This is a genomic window from Pseudarthrobacter sp. RHLT3-21, assembly GCF_059383495.1.
On the sequence record NZ_JBWZCI010000012.1, the window covers coordinates 70637 to 85892 of the forward strand.

Consider the following 15256-nt stretch of genomic DNA (forward strand, 5'->3'; position numbering starts at 1 on the left):
CTGTAGACATATTACCGAACGGACGGTCAGTAAAGCCTTGGCCCCGTTTTGTCCCCGTGTTGGAAGGACCCGTCAACGATGACCACCACTGCCGAAGCTACAGTCGACACCGTCCAGACCGTTCCCAGTTTCATCCAGGATTCCTGGTGGACTCCCGACGACGGTTCGGCAGCTTCCGCCGTCCCCGTGCGGGATGCGAGCACCGGGGAAATCCTGGCCAAGGTGAGCACCGACGGCCTGGACCTTTCCGCCGTCGTGGATTACGGCCGCACCACGGGACAGGCGGAACTGGGAAAGCTGACCTTCCACCAGCGCGCGCTGAAACTCAAGGAGCTGGCGCAGTACCTGAACGCCCGGCGCGAGCATTTCTACACGTTTTCGGCCCAGACCGGTGCCACCAAGATCGACTCGATGGTCGACATCGACGGCGGCATCGGCGTCCTCTTCACGTTCGGCTCCAAGGGCCGGCGCGAGCTGCCCAATTCGCAGGTGGTGGTGGACGGCCCTATGGAGGTGTTGTCCAAGGACGGTTCGTTCGTGGCCGAGCACATCTATACGCGTATCCCGGGCGTCGCGGTGCAGATCAACGCGTTCAACTTCCCGGTCTGGGGCATGCTGGAGAAACTCGCGCCCGCCTTCATCGCCGGGGTCCCAACCATCGTCAAGCCGGCCACCCCCACCGGGTACGTGGCCGCGGCCGTGGTGAAGGCGATCATCGAATCCAACATCCTGCCGAAGGGCTCGCTGCAGCTGATTTCCGGCTCCGTCCGCGGCCTCCTGGACGTGCTGGACTACCGCGACCTGGTGGCTTTCACCGGCTCCGCGTCCACCGCACTGTCCCTGAAATCGCATCCCAACGTGGTGCAGGGCGGCGTCCGGTTCACGTCCGAAACGGACTCCCTCAATGCCGCCATCCTGGGTCCGGACGCGGTGGAGGGCACCCCGGAATTCGACGCCTTCATCAAGTCAGTGGTCACCGAAATGACGGTCAAGGCGGGCCAGAAATGCACATCCATCCGCCGCGCCATCGTCCCGCAGGCCTTGGTGCAGGCGGTGATCGCCGCCGTCGGAAAGCGCGTGGACGAGCGTGTGGTGCTGGGGGATCCCCGCGCCGACGGCGTCACCATGGGCGCTTTGGCGTCGCTTGAGCAGCTCGCCGACGTTCGTGCCGCGGTGCAGTCAATGCTCGACGCCGGCGGTGAGCTTGCGTACGGAACGCTCGATTCGCCGTCGGTCACCTCTGCCGGCGGTGCCACGGGCGTGGTGGATGCTGGCGCCTTTATGTCGCCGGTGGTGCTGAGCTGGGCTGACGCAGAGGCTGACGCGATCCACTCGCTGGAGGCGTTCGGCCCGGTGGCCTCGGTGATCGGATACAAGGACCTGCCCGACGCCGTCCGCCTCGCCGCCCGGGGTGCCGGCTCCCTCGTGGCATCGGTGTGCACGAACGATCCTGCCGTAGCCCGCGAACTCGTCACCGGGATCGCCGCCCACCACGGCCGCGTCCTGATGCTCAACCGCGAGGACGCCCGCAGCTCCACCGGCCACGGTTCCCCCGTGCCGCATCTGGTCCACGGCGGCCCCGGCCGGGCCGGCGGCGGCGAGGAGCTGGGCGGCATCCGCTCGGTCATGCACCACATGCAGCGCACCGCCATCCAGGGTTCGCCCAACATGCTCACCGCCGTCACCGGCCTCTGGCACACCGGGGCGGACCGGAACTTCACGGTGGAGACCGAGGGGACGCACCCGTTCCGGAAGTCCCTGGCGACCTTGCGGATCGGCGACGCCGTCCGGTCCGGGCTGCGCCAGGTCAGGCTCGAGGACATCACGGCGTTCGCCAACTCCACCGGCGATACGTTCTACGCGCACACCAACCAGGAAGCGGCGGAAGCCAACCCGTTCTTCCCGGGGATTGTGGCGCACGGGTATCTGCTGCTGAGCTGGGCCGCCGGACTGTTTGTGGACCCTGCGCCGGGTCCGGTCCTGGCCAACTACGGCCTGGAGAACCTCCGCTTCATCACGCCTGTGGCTGCCGGGGATTCCATCCGGGTCACTCTCACGGCCAAGAAGATCACGCCGCGCGAAACCGACGAGTACGGCGAGGTGGCCTGGGACGCGCTGCTGACCAACCAGAACGACGAGATCGTGGCTACCTACGACGTCCTCACCCTCGTCGAAAAGTAACCCCCGGACGCTCTCTCACTTCCTACACGTTTTTCCTCAACGCTCTCGCACCTGGTGAGAGAGCGTTGGGGTTTTTCCCGCAGGAAGTGAGAGAGCGTTTGGATCTTTCCGGGTTGCCCCGGCGTAAAATTTCCACCGTAGGAGGTGGCCAAATGAACCTAGCCATGAACACAGCCAGAACCATCCTGCCCGTCGATGATGCAGCGCGCGCCCGCAGTTTCTACACCGAAAAACTGGGCCTCCCGCACCGCGGAATGACAGACGATGGAAGCGAATTACTCGGTAGCAACGGCGGCCCGATGCTGCAGTTGTTGCCGGTCTCGGATGGGAAACACTCCGAGCACACAGCCCTCAGTTTCGAGGTGCGTGACATTGAGCGGATCGTGCAGGACATGGAGGCCAGGGGCGTCCGGTTCCAGGACTATGACCTGCCCAACCTGAAGACCGAGAACCACATCTGCACTACGGACTCCGAGAAGTGCGCCTGGTTTATGGACACGGAGCACAACATCCTCTGCGTTCACGAGACGTTGGGTATGCAAGCCGAATACCAGCTCTGACCGTCTCACCAGCTCTGACGCACAGCAGCTGATTAGTGCTGCGCGTGGAGCCCGTCGAACGCGATGGTGATGACGTCGTCGGCCAGTTTTTCCGGTGTGAGGGAGCCGCCCGGTTTGTACCATTCCACGATTGAGTTGATGGTGCCGAACAGCAGGCGCGTGACGGTGCGGGGATCGATGTCCTGGCGCAGCGAGCCTTCGTCGCGGGCCGCGGAAATGAGGGCGGCCACCTCGTGATCAAACGCGCGACGGCGTTCCAGGGCGTCGCGCTCAATGTCAGTATTGCCCCGCAACCGCAGGAGCAGCGTGACAAACGGCAGCCGCTCCACCAGTACCGCCACGGTCTGCCGCAGGACAAATTCCAGCCGCGCATCCGCCGCGCCGCTTTGCGCTCCGGGCTGTTCCAGGATCGATTCCAGGCCGCCCAGCGCATGGTCGAGCGCGAGCTTCAGGAGGTCTCCCTTGGACGGCACGTGGTGGTAGATGGCCGATTTCGAGATGCCCAGGTTCTCGGCGAGGATGCCCATGGAAGTGGCATCATAGCCATGCCGGTTGAAGACGTCGACGGCGATGAGCAGCACCGACTGCTGGTCGTAACCGGGACGGCCGCGCTTGTTGGGGGCTGCTGTAGTGGGCATACCGGCTATTTTCCCATGAACGTTCGGTAATTCCTGCAGCGGCGCAGCCCGACCACATGCGACATACAAAAGCGGCGGCCCACCGTGGTGGGCCGCCGCCTGTCTGGAGAAGAGGTGAACTGTCTGGAGCAGGGGTGGACGGGAGGCCAGGGCCCCAAGTGTCCGTTCGCGCTTAGCTGGCGTTTTCTTCCAGCGTGAGGTCGCGGTCCTTGGTCTCCGGGGTCTTGATGGCCTGGAACAGCGAGATGCCCACAATGATCATCATGTAGACGGCGATGGGCCAGTAGGAATTGGTGGCCCAGGCCAGCAGTGCCGAGCAGATGATGGGCGCGATGCCGCCCCCAAGGATCGCCGAGAACTCACGGGCAATGGCTACGCCGGCGTAGCGGTACTTCGAGCCGAAAAGTTCGGCGTACATGGCCGACTGGGCCGCAATGCCGCCCTCAACAGCGAAGGTGAAGCCCACGGCATAGACCAGGGCGATCAGCCAGACGTTGCCCGTGCTGCTGAGCCAGAACGCCGGGAAGGAGAACAGGAAGAGGAAGCTGAGGATGAACACGTTCACCGGCTTGCGGCCCCAGCGGTCGGTGGCGCGGCCTGCGATCAGCGCGGCGGGGATGGCGAAGAGTCCGCCCATGGCCAGCATCTGGGGGATGAGGGCCTTGTCGATGTTGACCACGGAGATCAGGAACGTGCCCAGGAACGCCTGGTAAATGTACGAGTGCGCGTGCGTGCCCATGTTGATGAGGAACACCTGGCGCAGCGGCCGGCGGCCCTTCTTCAGCACCTCCGAGACCGGGGAAGCGGCCTCGACGTGTTCCTTCTTGAGCTCGGTGAAGACCGGGGACTCCTTCATGTTGCGGCGGATCAGGTAGGCGGCGACAGTCACCAGGGCGCTGGAAAGGAACACCAGGCGCCAGCCCCAGGACTCCAGGTCTTCGCGCGGCAGGAGCTGGACCAGGATCCATGCGCCGGAACCGAAAACGGAGCCAACTGCCGCGCCGGCCCATACCAGCGAGGTCATGGCTCCACGCTTGCCCTTGGGTGCATATTCAGCCAGCAGCACCACAGCGCTGGCCATTTCCGCGCCACCGCCGAAGCCCTGGATGAACCGCAGGACGGTCAGGAGGATCGGAGCCAGGATGCCCACGGATTCGTACGTGGGGAGCAGGCCCATGGCAAAGGTTGCGGTGCCCATCAGGGCCAGAGTGGCCACAAGGACGAACTTGCGGCCGATCCTGTCACCGTAGCGGGAGAAGAACAGGCCGCCCAGGGGCCGGGCAATGAAGCCGACGGCGTAAGCACCGAAGCTGGCGATGAAGCCCACCGCAGGGGAGACATTGGGGAAGAACAGGGTGTTGAAGATGATGGCAGTGCCCACACCGTAGACAACCATGTCGTAGTTTTCCAGGACTGTGCCGATGAACCCGGCCCAGCGGGCCCGCCGCAGCTCGGTCTTGGTGACGGCAGGCGGGTGGAGTGCACCGTGTGTCTGAGTACCCGTAGGCAAGGGGCTATGCATCATTGCTTTTCCTGTTCTGAGACAGCGCCCACGGCTCCGTCGGCGCGGTCCCTACCCTAGCCAGAAAAGCAAGATCAGGCAACCGGTTGCAGCAATAGGCAACTAGTTGCCAACGGTATGCCAGCGGTCGGCGCGAACGGACATTTGAGGCCCTTGAGACGCCTGTGAACCCGCGCACCACATACGCAGCGCGAACTGGCAGCAGATGCCCTCAAATCCCCGGATTTGAGGGCATTAGCTGCCAGTTCGCGCTTCAAGGGGTGTGGGGCAAAGTGTCCGCTCGCGCAGGAAGATGGTGCGGGCTATGCCTTGGGCCGCAGGTCGTAGATCCGCCGCAGCTTGCCGTTCGACCGCTCCAGCGAGCCCGGTTCCACCACGTCAACGGCGCACGAAGAACCCACGTGGATCTTGATCTGCTCCTGCAAGGTGCGCCCCGCCGTCGTGCTCTGCTCCGTTGTCACGGCGTCCCGGCGTTCGATCCTGACCGTCAGTTGGTCCATCCGCTGGCCCTCGGGGCGGGTGAGTTCGAGCTGGAAGTGCGGGCTGAGTTCGGGGATGCGCAGCGCGATCTCCTCGATCTGGGACGGGAACAGGTTCACGCCGCGCAGGATTATCATGTCGTCGCTGCGGCCGGTGATGCGGCCCATCCGGCGGTGGGCGGGGCGGGCGGTGCCGGGCAGGAGGCGGGTGAGGTCCTTGGTGCGGTAGCGGATGATCGGCAGGGCTTCCTTGGTGAGCGAGGTGAACACCAGCTCGCCGTGTTCGCCGTCGCGCAGCACGTTTTCCTTGCCCACTACGGGATTGAACGCGTCGATGATTTCGGGGCGGAAGTGGTCCTCCCAGATGTGGCTGCCGTCCTGGGTTTCCACGGCCTCGCCGGCGACGCCAGGGCCCATCACTTCGGAGAGGCCGTAGATGTCGCAGGCCTTGATGTTCATGGTGACTTCGAGTTCGTGCCGCATCTCCTGCGTCCACGGCTCGGCGCCCAGGACGGCGTACTTAAGGGAGGTCGACGTCGGGTCGATGCCCATGTGCGCCATGGCATCGGCGATGGTGAGCAGGTAGGTCGGTGTGGCCAGGATGGCGTCCGGCGCGAAGTCCTGGATGAGCTGGATCTGACGTTCAGTCTGCCCGCCGGACATCGGGATGACAGTGCAGCCCAGTGCCTCGGCGCCGGCGTGCGCGCCCAGGCCGCCGGTGAACAGGCCGTAACCGTAGGCGTTATGGACCTTCATGCCGGGCCGGACGCCTGACGCGCGGAGGCAGCGGGCTACGAGTTTGGCCCAGTCGGCCAGGTCCTGCTTGGTGTACCCGACGACGGTGGGCCGGCCCGTGGTGCCCGAGCTTGCGTGCACGCGGGCTACTTCGCGCTGCGGCACGGCGAACATGCCGAAGGGGTACTCGGCGCGCAGGTCTTCCTTGGTGGTGAACGGGAAGTTGCCCAGATCGCTGAGCTCGCGCAGGTCCGTGGGGTGGATGCCGGCGTCGTCGAACTTGCGCTTGTACAGCGGCACGCGGTCGTAGGCGTAGGCCACCGTGTGCTGCAGGCGGGTGAGTTGGAGGGCTTCGAGTTCGTCGCGGGAGATGGTTTCCTCGCGGTCCAGGATGGGATCGGCGGCTGCGTTGGCCTGGTGGTTGGCCTGCGGAGTGGGGGTTTCGGGGGCGTGGAGGGTCATGGTTTCCTACTTCTTGGGAATGGTGCGGCTGCGTCCGCGGAACTCGGCGATGAGTTCACCGGGCGTGCCGGAACTGGGTAGCGAATCGGGCTGCGCACCGGCGTCGGCCGCGAAAATCTGGATGTCATACAGGCCGCTGCGGCCCGAGCCGGACCGGCGGTCCGCGACGGCGGTGATCACCTGGCCGCGGTAGGCCGGCTTCAGGAAGTTGATGTCGACGCCGGCGGCAACCGTGATGTTGTTGGCCTCTTCCGGCGTCGGATTCACCGGATTACAGGCCAGGGCAAAGGCGGAGTCGGCGAAGGCGAAGATCATTCCGCCGTGGGCCATGCCGAAGCCGTTGAGCATTTCCTGCCGGAGAGTCATGCGGATAGTGGCGTGCCCGTCGCTGACGGCAAGGACTTCGATGCCCATCCATTCGGAGGCGTAGTCGTTTTCCAGGATGGGGTGGGTGGCCCCGGAGAGTGCTGCTTCAGCCATGCGTCATTGCCTCCAGCTTTATTTACCGAATGTTCATTAGGTAATCCCAGATGCGGGTCCGGTGTCAAGGCCTGGGCCACTCCGCGAGATGACATTGGCGGCCGTCGCGACCTCGGGCATTGCCACCAAGTGCCATCTCGTGGGGCCTGGCGCCCGGCGCAGAGCCCTGGCCGCCTCAGCCCGCCAGGGAAGTGCAAGGATGGAGGGACCGGCACCACGCACAGCAAAGGGCGGACCATGGCCAAAGGCATCTACGTCAGCGCGACCACCCCGGGATCGGGCAAATCGCTCGTGGCCCTGGGCCTCGCGGACACGCTCCACCGGCATGCGGACCGGATCGGGTTCTTCAAACCGGTGGTCCACGGCCCGGATGCCGCCGATGACCCCATGGTGGCGCTGATGAAATCACGCTTCGCGCTCGACGACGACCGGTGCCGCGGCGGCCTGACGTCCGCCGAAGTGCGGGCCCTCTTGGCAGACGGAAAACGCGAGGACATCGATGCCCGCTGCGTGGAGATCTTCGCCGAGATCGCCAAGCATTGTGACGTGGTGATCGTGGAGGGGACGGACCTCACCGGCCAGGACGCCGCCGTCGAATTTGACCTCAACGCCCGGCTGGCCAACAACCTGGCCGCGCCGGTGGTTGCCGTGGTGGGCGCCAGGGGGCTCAGTGTTGCCGAGGCTGCGGCCGCCGTCGAGGTTGCCCGCAAGGAGCTGGTGGCGGAGAAGTGCACGCTGCTGGCCATCATGGTGAACCGGGCGGACCCGGACTTGGTCGAGGAAATCGCGGCCGCCATCAAGCCCGGCGCATCCAACCGGCCGGTGTACGTCCTGCCGGAGCTTGAGGAGATCGCCCGGCCCACCACGGGCGAGGTAGCTACGGCCCTGGGCGTGCGGCAGATCGCCGGTCTTGCGGACATGGAACGCGACGTGCGGGACATCAAGGTGGCGGCCATGAACGTGGGCAATTTCCTGAACGTGCTGGACGAGGGCGCCCTCGTGATCGTTCCCGGCGACCGCGCGGACGTGATGGTTGCGTGCCTGGCGTCGTCGTTCTCGCCGGAATTCCCGGTGCCGTCGGCGCTGATCCTGACCGGCGGACTGTCCCCGGACGCCAACATTTACCCGCTCCTGGCGCAGGCTCCCTTCCCCGTGTTTGCGGCCAGCGAGGACACGTACACCACCGCCAAGCGGGTCTCCGAGGTCCGCAGTGAGATCTGGTCCGGGCACCGCCGCAAGGTGGCCTCCGCGCTGGGCCTGTGGTCCAGGCGGGTGGATGAGGCTGAGCTGGTGGAGCGCCTCCACCTGCCGCGCCTGGAACGGATGACCCCGCTGCGGTTCCTGCATGACCTGATCGAACGGGCTAGGGGGCAGCGCCGGCACGTGGTACTGCCGGAGGGAACGGACGTCCGGATCCTGCAGGCCGCCGAAATCCTGCACCGCCGCGACGTCTGCGACCTCACCCTGCTGGGGCCCGATTCGCAGGTCCGGGAGCTGGCGGCGGCCAACGGCATCGACCTCGCCGGGATCAATATCGTGGACCCTTCCACCTCGGAGCTGCGGCAGGGGTTCGCGGAGAAGTACGCGGAGCTGCGGGCGCACAAGGGCGTGGACCTGCCCAAAGCGCTGGAAATCATGCAGGACGGCAGCTACTTCGGCACCATGATGGTCCAGCTGGGCGTGGTGGACGGAATGGTGTCCGGCGCCGCGCACACCACGGCGCACACCATCCGCCCCGCGCTGGAATTCGTCAAAACGCGCGACGGCGTGAAGATCGTGTCCTCCGTGTTCCTGATGCTCATGCCGGACCGGGTGCTGGTCTATGGCGACTGCGCCGTGAATCCGGACCCCAACGTGGAGCAACTCGCGGACATCGCGCTCGCCTCGGCCGAAACCGCGGTGCAGTTCGGGGTGGAGCCGCGCGTGGCCATGCTGTCCTACTCCACCGGCGGCTCGGGCTCCGGCGAGGCCGTGGACGAAGTCCGGCAGGCCACCGAACTGGTGCGTGCGCGCCGCCCGGATCTCGCCGTCGAAGGCCCCATCCAGTACGACGCCGCCGTGGACGCCTCCATCGCGGCCTCGAAAATGCCCGGCTCATCCGTGGCCGGGCAGGCGACCGTATTCATCTTCCCGGACCTGAACACCGGCAACAACACGTACAAGGCGGTGCAGCAGAGCTCGGGCGCGGTCGCCGTCGGGCCCGTCCTGCAGGGCCTGCGCAAGCCGGTCAACGACCTCTCGCGCGGCTGCACCGTGGAGGACATCGTCAACACGGTGGCCATCACGGCCATCCAGGCGCAGGTGCCGGTTCCTTAGCAACGAGATGGCACTTCGCGGCAATGTCTTTCGAAAACACTGCCGCGAAATGCCATCTCGCGGAGGTTGAAATTAACGTCCGACGGCGGCACCCGGGTGGGGTGCCGCCGTCGCCTAGGCTGGAACGGGATCCCATGACACGTTCGATGATGGCCACCAAGCTTTATGTCCCCGCGCCGCGACGGGGTTTTGTGGTGCGCCCACGGCTGAGGGAGAAGCTGCGCCTCGGAGCGGATTCCGGGCTGACGCTGCTGTCCGCACCGGCCGGATTCGGGAAGACCGCGCTCCTGGCCGACTGGTTTGGTGAAGCAGCCGGCCAGGACCGGTGCGTGGCCTGGCTCTCCCTGGATCCGGCGGACAGCGAGCCGGCCTCATTCTGGACCTGCGTTGTCACGTCGCTCCAGAGCGCGGTGCCCGGCGTCGGCTCCTCGGTGTTGGAGCTGATCGCGTCCCCGCCCTTGGCAACCGAGCTTGTACTCACCGCCCTCGTGAACGACCTCGCGGCCGTGCCAAAGGACGTATGGCTGGTGCTGGACGACTACCACACGGTGGACAGCCACGCCGTCGGCACCGGCATGGCCTACTTCCTGGAGCACCTTCCGCCGCAGGTGCATGTGGTGGTGAGCACCCGGTCCGACCCCGAGCTGCCACTGTCCCGCTGGCGGGTGAGGGGCGAGTTGGTGGAGATCCGCGCCGCGGATCTGCGGTTTACCCCTGACGAGACCGCTGCCTACCTCAACGACGTGGCAGGACTGGATCTGGCCGCCGGGCACGTGTCGACGTTGGACCAGCGGACGGAGGGCTGGATCGCGGCGCTTCAGCTCGCCGCGCTCTCGCTCAAGGGGCGTGACGACGCGGCCGGATTCATCGAGCGCTTCGCCGGGAACGACCGCTACATCGTGGACTACCTGGTGGAGGAGGTGTTGCAGCACCAGCCGGAAGCCGTCCGCAGTTTCCTGCTGCAGACCGCCGTGCTCGACAGGCTCACCGGGCCGCTCTGTGATGCCGTCACCGGCAGGGAGGGCGGGAGCAGCATGCTCGTGACCCTGGAGCGCGCCAATCTCTTCGTCATCCCGCTGGATGACCAGCGCGAGTGGTACCGCTACCACCACCTCTTCGCTGACGTCCTGCGGGGGCGCCTGCTCAGCGAGCAGCCCGGACAGATTCCGCTGCTGCATCAGCGCGCCAGCCGCTGGCATGAGTCCCATGACCACACCGAGGACGCCGTCCGGCACGCGTTGGCCGGCCACGACTTTGACCGCGCCGCGCACCTGGTGGAGCTGGCGGTGCCGATGCTCCGGCGCAGCCGCCAGGACGCCGTGCTGTTCGGCTGGCTGAAGGAGCTTCCCGACGCCGCCATCCGGCGCAGCCCGGTGCTCAGCGTCTTCTACGGCGGTCTTCTTCTGGTGTCCGGAGACCTCCCCGGGGCGGCGACGCGGCTCGAGGACGCGGAACGCGCGCTGGCGGAAGCGGAACGCGCGCTCGTGGCGGCGCCGGACGGCCCGGCTCCGCCCTGGGCAGATACCGAAGAAGTCCAGACAGTGCCGGCGACCATCGCCGTCTACCGCGCTTCGCTCGTGCAAGCAAGGGGCGATGTGGCAGGCACGGCGGCCTACGCCCGGTACGCATTTGACCTTGCCGGCCCGGACGACCATCTTGCACGCGGAGCGGCGGCCGGCTTCCTGGGGCTTGCGGCCTGGGCGGACGGCGATGTGCCGGGCGCGCTGCAGACGTTTACGGAGGCTGTTGCAAATCTGCACGCGGCCGGAAACCTGCTGGACGAGCTCAGCAGCACTGTGGTGCTCGCCGACATGTGGCTTGCGGCAGGCCGGCCCGGCGAGGCGCGCCGGATTTGCGAGAACGCGCTGCGGTTGGCCGATGCCCGGGGTGACTCCATGGTGCGGGCAAGCGCCGAGCTGCACGTGGGGCTGAGCGAAATCTCGCGGCAGGCCGGAGACCTCGCCGACGCCAAGAGGCACCTCGAAACCGCCGCGATGTTCGTAGAACGCGGGCCCATGACCGAAAGCCGTTACCGGTGGTTCGCGGCGATGGGGCTGGTGGCCCAGGATGAGGGAGACCCTGACCGTGCCATCAGCTACCTGGACCAGGCGGAGCAGCTTTTCCGGCCGGGGTTCTTCCCGGAGGTGCGCCCCATCCCGGCAATCAAAGCCAGGGTCTGGGTACGCCAGGGCAACTTGTCCGAGGCCGCCGGCTGGGCGAGTGCACACGGGATCTCTATCACCGATGAGGCAAGCTACATGAACGAATACAGCCACCTCACGTTGGCGCGGCTGCTGATTGCACAGCAGCGGGCCCACCCGGACGGCGCAGCTGGAGGCGCAGTTGACCTGCTGGACCGGCTTCTCGCCCTGGCCTTAGCATCCGGACGTGCGGGCAGCGTGGTGGAGATCCGCATGCTGCAGGCTCTGGCGCAGGACGTGCTGGGCGAGCGCCGCCAGGCGCTGGAGTCGCTCGGCTCGGCGTTGGCTGACCCGCCCGAACCTGATGAGTACGTGCGGCTGTTCCTGGACGAAGGGCCGCCCATGGTTGAGTTGCTGCGTGAGGCTATGTCTGAAGCAGCGCGTGAGGCAATGCACGACGGCGGCGCTGCCGCCCGCGTCCGGGACCGCGCCCGCCGCCTGCTCAGCCTGGGTGAGGCTCCGCAACCGAAACCTTCCCACCCGGGGGAGCGGCCGCCGTCGGACGTTGACCCGCTGAGTGAGCGGGAGCTGCAGGTCCTCAGGCTCCTCGACAGCGAACTGAGCGGGCCGGAGATCGCCCGCGCGCTGTTCATCTCGCACAACACGCTGCGCACGCACACCAAACACATCTTCACCAAGCTCGGCGTCACCAGCCGCCGGGCGGCAGTGCGCCGTGCGCGCGACCGCGGCCTGATGTAACCGGCCCACCAGGTTTCACCCCGTCAGTCACATCATCGGGTGACGCCGGCTCACCCCGCTGGTCCCTACCTTGGAGTTATCCGGCAGCGCCACGCCGCCGCAACTCAAACTCAGGGAGCCAGACATGTCCATCACCACCACCAAACTCACCCGCTGGGCGGGCCTGTCCGCGGCCGCAGCAGGCCTGCTGTTCATCGGCGTCCAGATCAACCACCCCCAGTTGGATGCAGAGTTCGCCACCACTACCGAGTACACGGTCCGCCAAACCCTGAAGGTGTTTATGGCCGGCCTGTCACTCATCGGCATCACCGGCATGTATCTGCGCCAGGTGACAAAGGCCGGAGTGCTGGGGCTGGTGGGCTACCTCGTGTTTGGTGCCGGCTACCTCATCATGATCAGCATGGAAGTCATCGGGGCGGTTGTCCTGCCAACCCTTGCCCGCAGTGCGCCCGGCTACGTCAACGACGTTTTTGCCACGGTCATGGGGGACCCTGTGAGCGGCGACATCGGCCTCATGGTGGGCCTGAACCTGGCCTCCGCGATCACTTTCCTGGGTGGCGGCCTCCTCTTCGGCATCGCACTCTTCCGCGCCAAGGTGCTCGCCCGTTGGGCCGCGGCACTGCTCGCCGCCGGGTCCGTGGCAACTCTGGCCCTCCCGCTGCTGCCGCAGATCAACGACAGGCTGTTCGCCGTGCCCATCGGTGTGGCCCTGATCGGCCTGGGGTACTCACTGTGGAGCGGGCTGCGCACCCCGGCTGACCGGACCGTGCACGGCATCGTCGGTTCGCCGGTCCATCCGGAAGGAGCCCAGTGACAATCCGGGCAGCCACCCGGCCGGCCCGGCCTACCGGGTGGGTGCCGTTCGCACAGCCGGCCCTCGTCCTGGTCCCCGCGATTGCCGGGTGAGAACCTCATGACTGCGTCCCCAGAACACCAGGTGCCCACCCAATACCGGATTCGTATCGGTGGGCACCTGGACCAGCACTGGTCCGCCTGGTTCGATGACCTCACGCTGACCCGCGAAAGCGACGGCGCCACCAGTCTCTGCGGATTCGTCGCTGACCAGGCAGCGCTGCATGGGGTGCTGATGAAGGTCCGGGACCTCGGGATCGTTCTTATCTCCGTGGAGGCAGTGGACCCGGCGGTTGAGGGCCCCGGACGGTAAGCAGCGAGATTGCACTTCGCGGCAATGTTTCTCGAAAACACTGCCGCGAAGTGCCATCTCGCGGAGGTTGAAGGTGGCCCTAGCTGTTTTCCGGCTTCGCCACGCTGTCCGGGTCCTCCTGCTTGGCCGGCTCATCGGAGAGTCCTTCGGGCGTGAGGTCCAGGTTTTGCGGATCCTCGGGCTGCTCAGGGGCGTCACCCACCTCGTCGGCTTTGGGGCTTCCAGTGTCGTCCAGGGCCGGGTTGGAACCCTCGACGGCGGTGGGATCCTTGGTGCCGGAGCCTGCGGCGCTGGGCTCGGTGCCGGGGGCGGGTTCTGCGGTCTCGGGTTCGGTGTTGTCGGACTGAGTGGTGTCGTTCGGCATGGAAGTCCCTCTCTGCGTGGTGCAACGTGTCCGCCGACTCTAAGCGCCTGCCGCGGCTGGCGCAACGGCAGGCGCGGGGTGGACCGGTCAGCAGCCTCAGCCCTGGCGGGCCTTCATCCGCGGGTTCTTTTTGTTGATCACAAAGGTGCGGCCCCGGCGTCGGACGATCTGGGCGCCGGGAACCTTCTTCAGGGCGCGGAGGGAATTTCTGACTTTCATGGGCTTGCTCCTTGTTTTAGTGGTGGTTGGCGATTGACGGATGGCGCCGTGTGAGGCCGGGGGCCGGTCAGTTCGGGGCGGGGTCGAGCTGGAACGGATCGGTCAGCCCGGCGAACCCGGCCTCCATTTCTGCATCGGTGAGTTCGCAGGCGGAGAGCAGTTGCGCAATTTCCCCCGGGTCCATGCCTTCTCCGGTCGCGGCCAGCACGCTTCCGCGGTCCCCGTGTTCCGGATGCCAGTCCAGGTGGGCGTCCACATGGGTGAGGGGATCGGGCGCCGCACCGGCGTCCTGGTCTGCCAGCCACGGTCCGGTATTTTCCAGCCAGACACGCGGGCCGATGCCCTGGATGGCGATCCGGCACTGCGGTGCGGCGGCGATCCACAGGCGGCCCCGCAACCAGCAGCACCCCTCCGCGAGGGACGCCAGCGCGTGCCGGAACCGCTCAGGGTGCAGCGGACGTTGGGCCCGGTGCGTGACAGTGGTGAACGGTGAGATTGAGGACGACGCCGGGATCCGCACCGAACCGGGGACCGTCCGGCTCAGGGCGTCCTGGTAGTCGTGGCGGCCGGGGCGGATGAGGCCGGCGTTTTCCACCACGTCAGCGTGCGGAGCCAGTTCCCGCACCAGTTGCACGCCGCGAACCCGCAGGGCGGGGTCGGCTGGAAACAGGTCCACCTCCGCCAGCAGGACGGTGTCATTGAACGACAGCTCGCCTATAAGGAATTCGCCCGCGGTGCGCTGGTCTTCCGGGACCGGCGTGAACCCGGATTCAAACAGGGTGTGGTGGTCCCAAATGTGGTCCTCCAGCGTGTCAGGGGCGCAGGCAAGGACAGCGGAATCAATCGTCACCGGGCGGGAAAGACCACGCCGCAGAGCCCCGATCGCGGCCTCCGCGGATACCGCCGGCGGGAGCCCGATGATGGCCTGCGTCTCCCCGCGTTCCAGCAGCCGCTCGATGGTGGGCACCAGGTCCAGCCGGACGGTGCAGCTCAGGCATCCGTGTTCCAGCTGCGTCTCGGCGCGCTCAACGAGCCCGGACTGGCTGGAGATCCTGCGGATGACGACGCCGTTTTCCAGCAGGTCGTGCAGGACCACCGCGGCGCCGGGATTGGCCGCGGCCACGTCTTGGCAGGCTTGCTGGCGGCACAGGGCGTCCAGGGAGCTGATCACAGTGAGATGCATGTCGATCACTCTAATGAGAATGACTCGCAAAAACAAGTCACTGATCCGAGGG

General features: G+C 66.5%; 13 protein-coding genes. 6 read left to right on the forward strand and 7 right to left on the reverse strand.

The features are described 5' to 3' along the window. Positions 1–78 precede the first annotated feature (78 nt). Together paaZ and AC50YA_RS14135 are read left to right on the forward strand one after the other, a co-directional pair. The gene (gene paaZ, locus AC50YA_RS14130) at positions 79–2181 is read left to right on the forward strand and encodes a phenylacetic acid degradation bifunctional protein PaaZ (protein ID WP_494982898.1); all 2103 of its coding nucleotides are present in this window, start codon (positions 79–81) and stop codon (positions 2179–2181) included. Between the two features lie 164 nt (positions 2182–2345). Then, positions 2346–2741 (forward strand): VOC family protein, encoded by a 396-nt coding sequence (locus tag AC50YA_RS14135; protein ID WP_494982899.1) that lies wholly within the window; start codon positions 2346–2348, stop codon positions 2739–2741. A gap of 32 nt (positions 2742–2773) precedes the next feature. Here the strand turns inward: AC50YA_RS14135 and AC50YA_RS14140 are convergent, their stop codons facing one another. From AC50YA_RS14140 to AC50YA_RS14155, 4 genes are all read right to left on the reverse strand, one after another. Then, positions 2774–3379: a TetR/AcrR family transcriptional regulator gene (locus AC50YA_RS14140; RefSeq protein ID WP_160673990.1), complete on the reverse strand. Its 606-nt coding sequence runs from the start codon at positions 3377–3379 to the stop codon at positions 2774–2776. A gap of 172 nt (positions 3380–3551) precedes the next feature. Beyond that, complete coding sequence (locus AC50YA_RS14145) at positions 3552–4904, reverse strand: MFS transporter (protein WP_494982900.1); 1353 nt, start codon at positions 4902–4904, stop codon at positions 3552–3554. A gap of 299 nt (positions 4905–5203) precedes the next feature. Further along, complete coding sequence (gene paaK, locus AC50YA_RS14150) at positions 5204–6577, reverse strand: phenylacetate--CoA ligase PaaK (protein WP_494982901.1); 1374 nt, start codon at positions 6575–6577, stop codon at positions 5204–5206. A gap of 6 nt (positions 6578–6583) precedes the next feature. Then, entirely contained in the window at positions 6584–7057 is a 474-nt protein-coding gene (locus AC50YA_RS14155) for a hotdog fold thioesterase (protein WP_494982902.1), read from the reverse strand. A 237-nt stretch (positions 7058–7294) separates the two neighbouring features. On the opposite strand from AC50YA_RS14155, the gene pta reads away from it, so the two are divergent. From pta to AC50YA_RS14175, 4 genes are all read left to right on the forward strand, one after another. Then, positions 7295–9373, forward strand: a complete 2079-nt coding sequence (pta, locus tag AC50YA_RS14160) for a phosphate acetyltransferase (protein WP_494982903.1) — start codon at positions 7295–7297, stop codon at positions 9371–9373. 134 nt (positions 9374–9507) lie between these two features. Beyond that, positions 9508–12273: a winged helix-turn-helix domain-containing protein gene (locus AC50YA_RS14165; RefSeq protein ID WP_494982904.1), complete on the forward strand. Its 2766-nt coding sequence runs from the start codon at positions 9508–9510 to the stop codon at positions 12271–12273. A gap of 124 nt (positions 12274–12397) precedes the next feature. Further along, positions 12398–13087: a hypothetical protein gene (locus tag AC50YA_RS14170; protein WP_494982905.1), complete on the forward strand. Its 690-nt coding sequence runs from the start codon at positions 12398–12400 to the stop codon at positions 13085–13087. 99 nt (positions 13088–13186) lie between these two features. Beyond that, positions 13187–13438, forward strand: coding sequence for a DUF8691 family protein (locus tag AC50YA_RS14175; protein ID WP_494982906.1), 252 nt, complete (start codon positions 13187–13189; stop codon positions 13436–13438). 79 nt (positions 13439–13517) lie between these two features. Here AC50YA_RS14175 and AC50YA_RS14180 read toward each other — a convergent pair whose 3' ends face one another. The 3 genes from AC50YA_RS14180 to AC50YA_RS14190 form a co-directional block, all read right to left on the reverse strand. Then, a complete protein-coding gene (locus AC50YA_RS14180; RefSeq protein WP_494982907.1) occupies positions 13518–13802 on the reverse strand; it encodes a hypothetical protein in 285 nt (94 codons plus the stop codon). Positions 13803–13898: 96 nt separating this feature from the next. Beyond that, positions 13899–14021 (reverse strand): type B 50S ribosomal protein L36, encoded by a 123-nt coding sequence (gene ykgO / locus AC50YA_RS14185; protein WP_058931424.1) that lies wholly within the window; start codon positions 14019–14021, stop codon positions 13899–13901. Positions 14022–14088: 67 nt separating this feature from the next. Then, positions 14089–15204, reverse strand: a complete 1116-nt coding sequence (locus AC50YA_RS14190; RefSeq protein ID WP_494982908.1) for a GTP-binding protein — start codon at positions 15202–15204, stop codon at positions 14089–14091. Between the last annotated feature and the right edge of the window lie 52 nt (positions 15205–15256).

Coding starts and splice junctions, on each gene's coding strand:
- paaZ (WP_494982898.1), top strand. CDS start 79: ATGACCACCACTGCCGAAGCTACAGTCGACACCGTCCAGACCGTTCCC.
- AC50YA_RS14135 (WP_494982899.1), top strand. CDS start 2,346: ATGAACACAGCCAGAACCATCCTGCCCGTCGATGATGCAGCGCGCGCC.
- AC50YA_RS14140 (WP_160673990.1), bottom strand. CDS start 3,379: ATGCCCACTACAGCAGCCCCCAACAAGCGCGGCCGTCCCGGTTACGAC.
- AC50YA_RS14145 (WP_494982900.1), bottom strand. CDS start 4,904: ATGATGCATAGCCCCTTGCCTACGGGTACTCAGACACACGGTGCACTC.
- paaK (WP_494982901.1), bottom strand. CDS start 6,577: ATGACCCTCCACGCCCCCGAAACCCCCACTCCGCAGGCCAACCACCAG.
- AC50YA_RS14155 (WP_494982902.1), bottom strand. CDS start 7,057: ATGGCTGAAGCAGCACTCTCCGGGGCCACCCACCCCATCCTGGAAAAC.
- pta (WP_494982903.1), top strand. CDS start 7,295: ATGGCCAAAGGCATCTACGTCAGCGCGACCACCCCGGGATCGGGCAAA.
- AC50YA_RS14165 (WP_494982904.1), top strand. CDS start 9,508: ATGACACGTTCGATGATGGCCACCAAGCTTTATGTCCCCGCGCCGCGA.
- AC50YA_RS14170 (WP_494982905.1), top strand. CDS start 12,398: ATGTCCATCACCACCACCAAACTCACCCGCTGGGCGGGCCTGTCCGCG.
- AC50YA_RS14175 (WP_494982906.1), top strand. CDS start 13,187: ATGACTGCGTCCCCAGAACACCAGGTGCCCACCCAATACCGGATTCGT.
- AC50YA_RS14180 (WP_494982907.1), bottom strand. CDS start 13,802: ATGCCGAACGACACCACTCAGTCCGACAACACCGAACCCGAGACCGCA.
- ykgO (WP_058931424.1), bottom strand. CDS start 14,021: ATGAAAGTCAGAAATTCCCTCCGCGCCCTGAAGAAGGTTCCCGGCGCC.
- AC50YA_RS14190 (WP_494982908.1), bottom strand. CDS start 15,204: ATGCATCTCACTGTGATCAGCTCCCTGGACGCCCTGTGCCGCCAGCAA.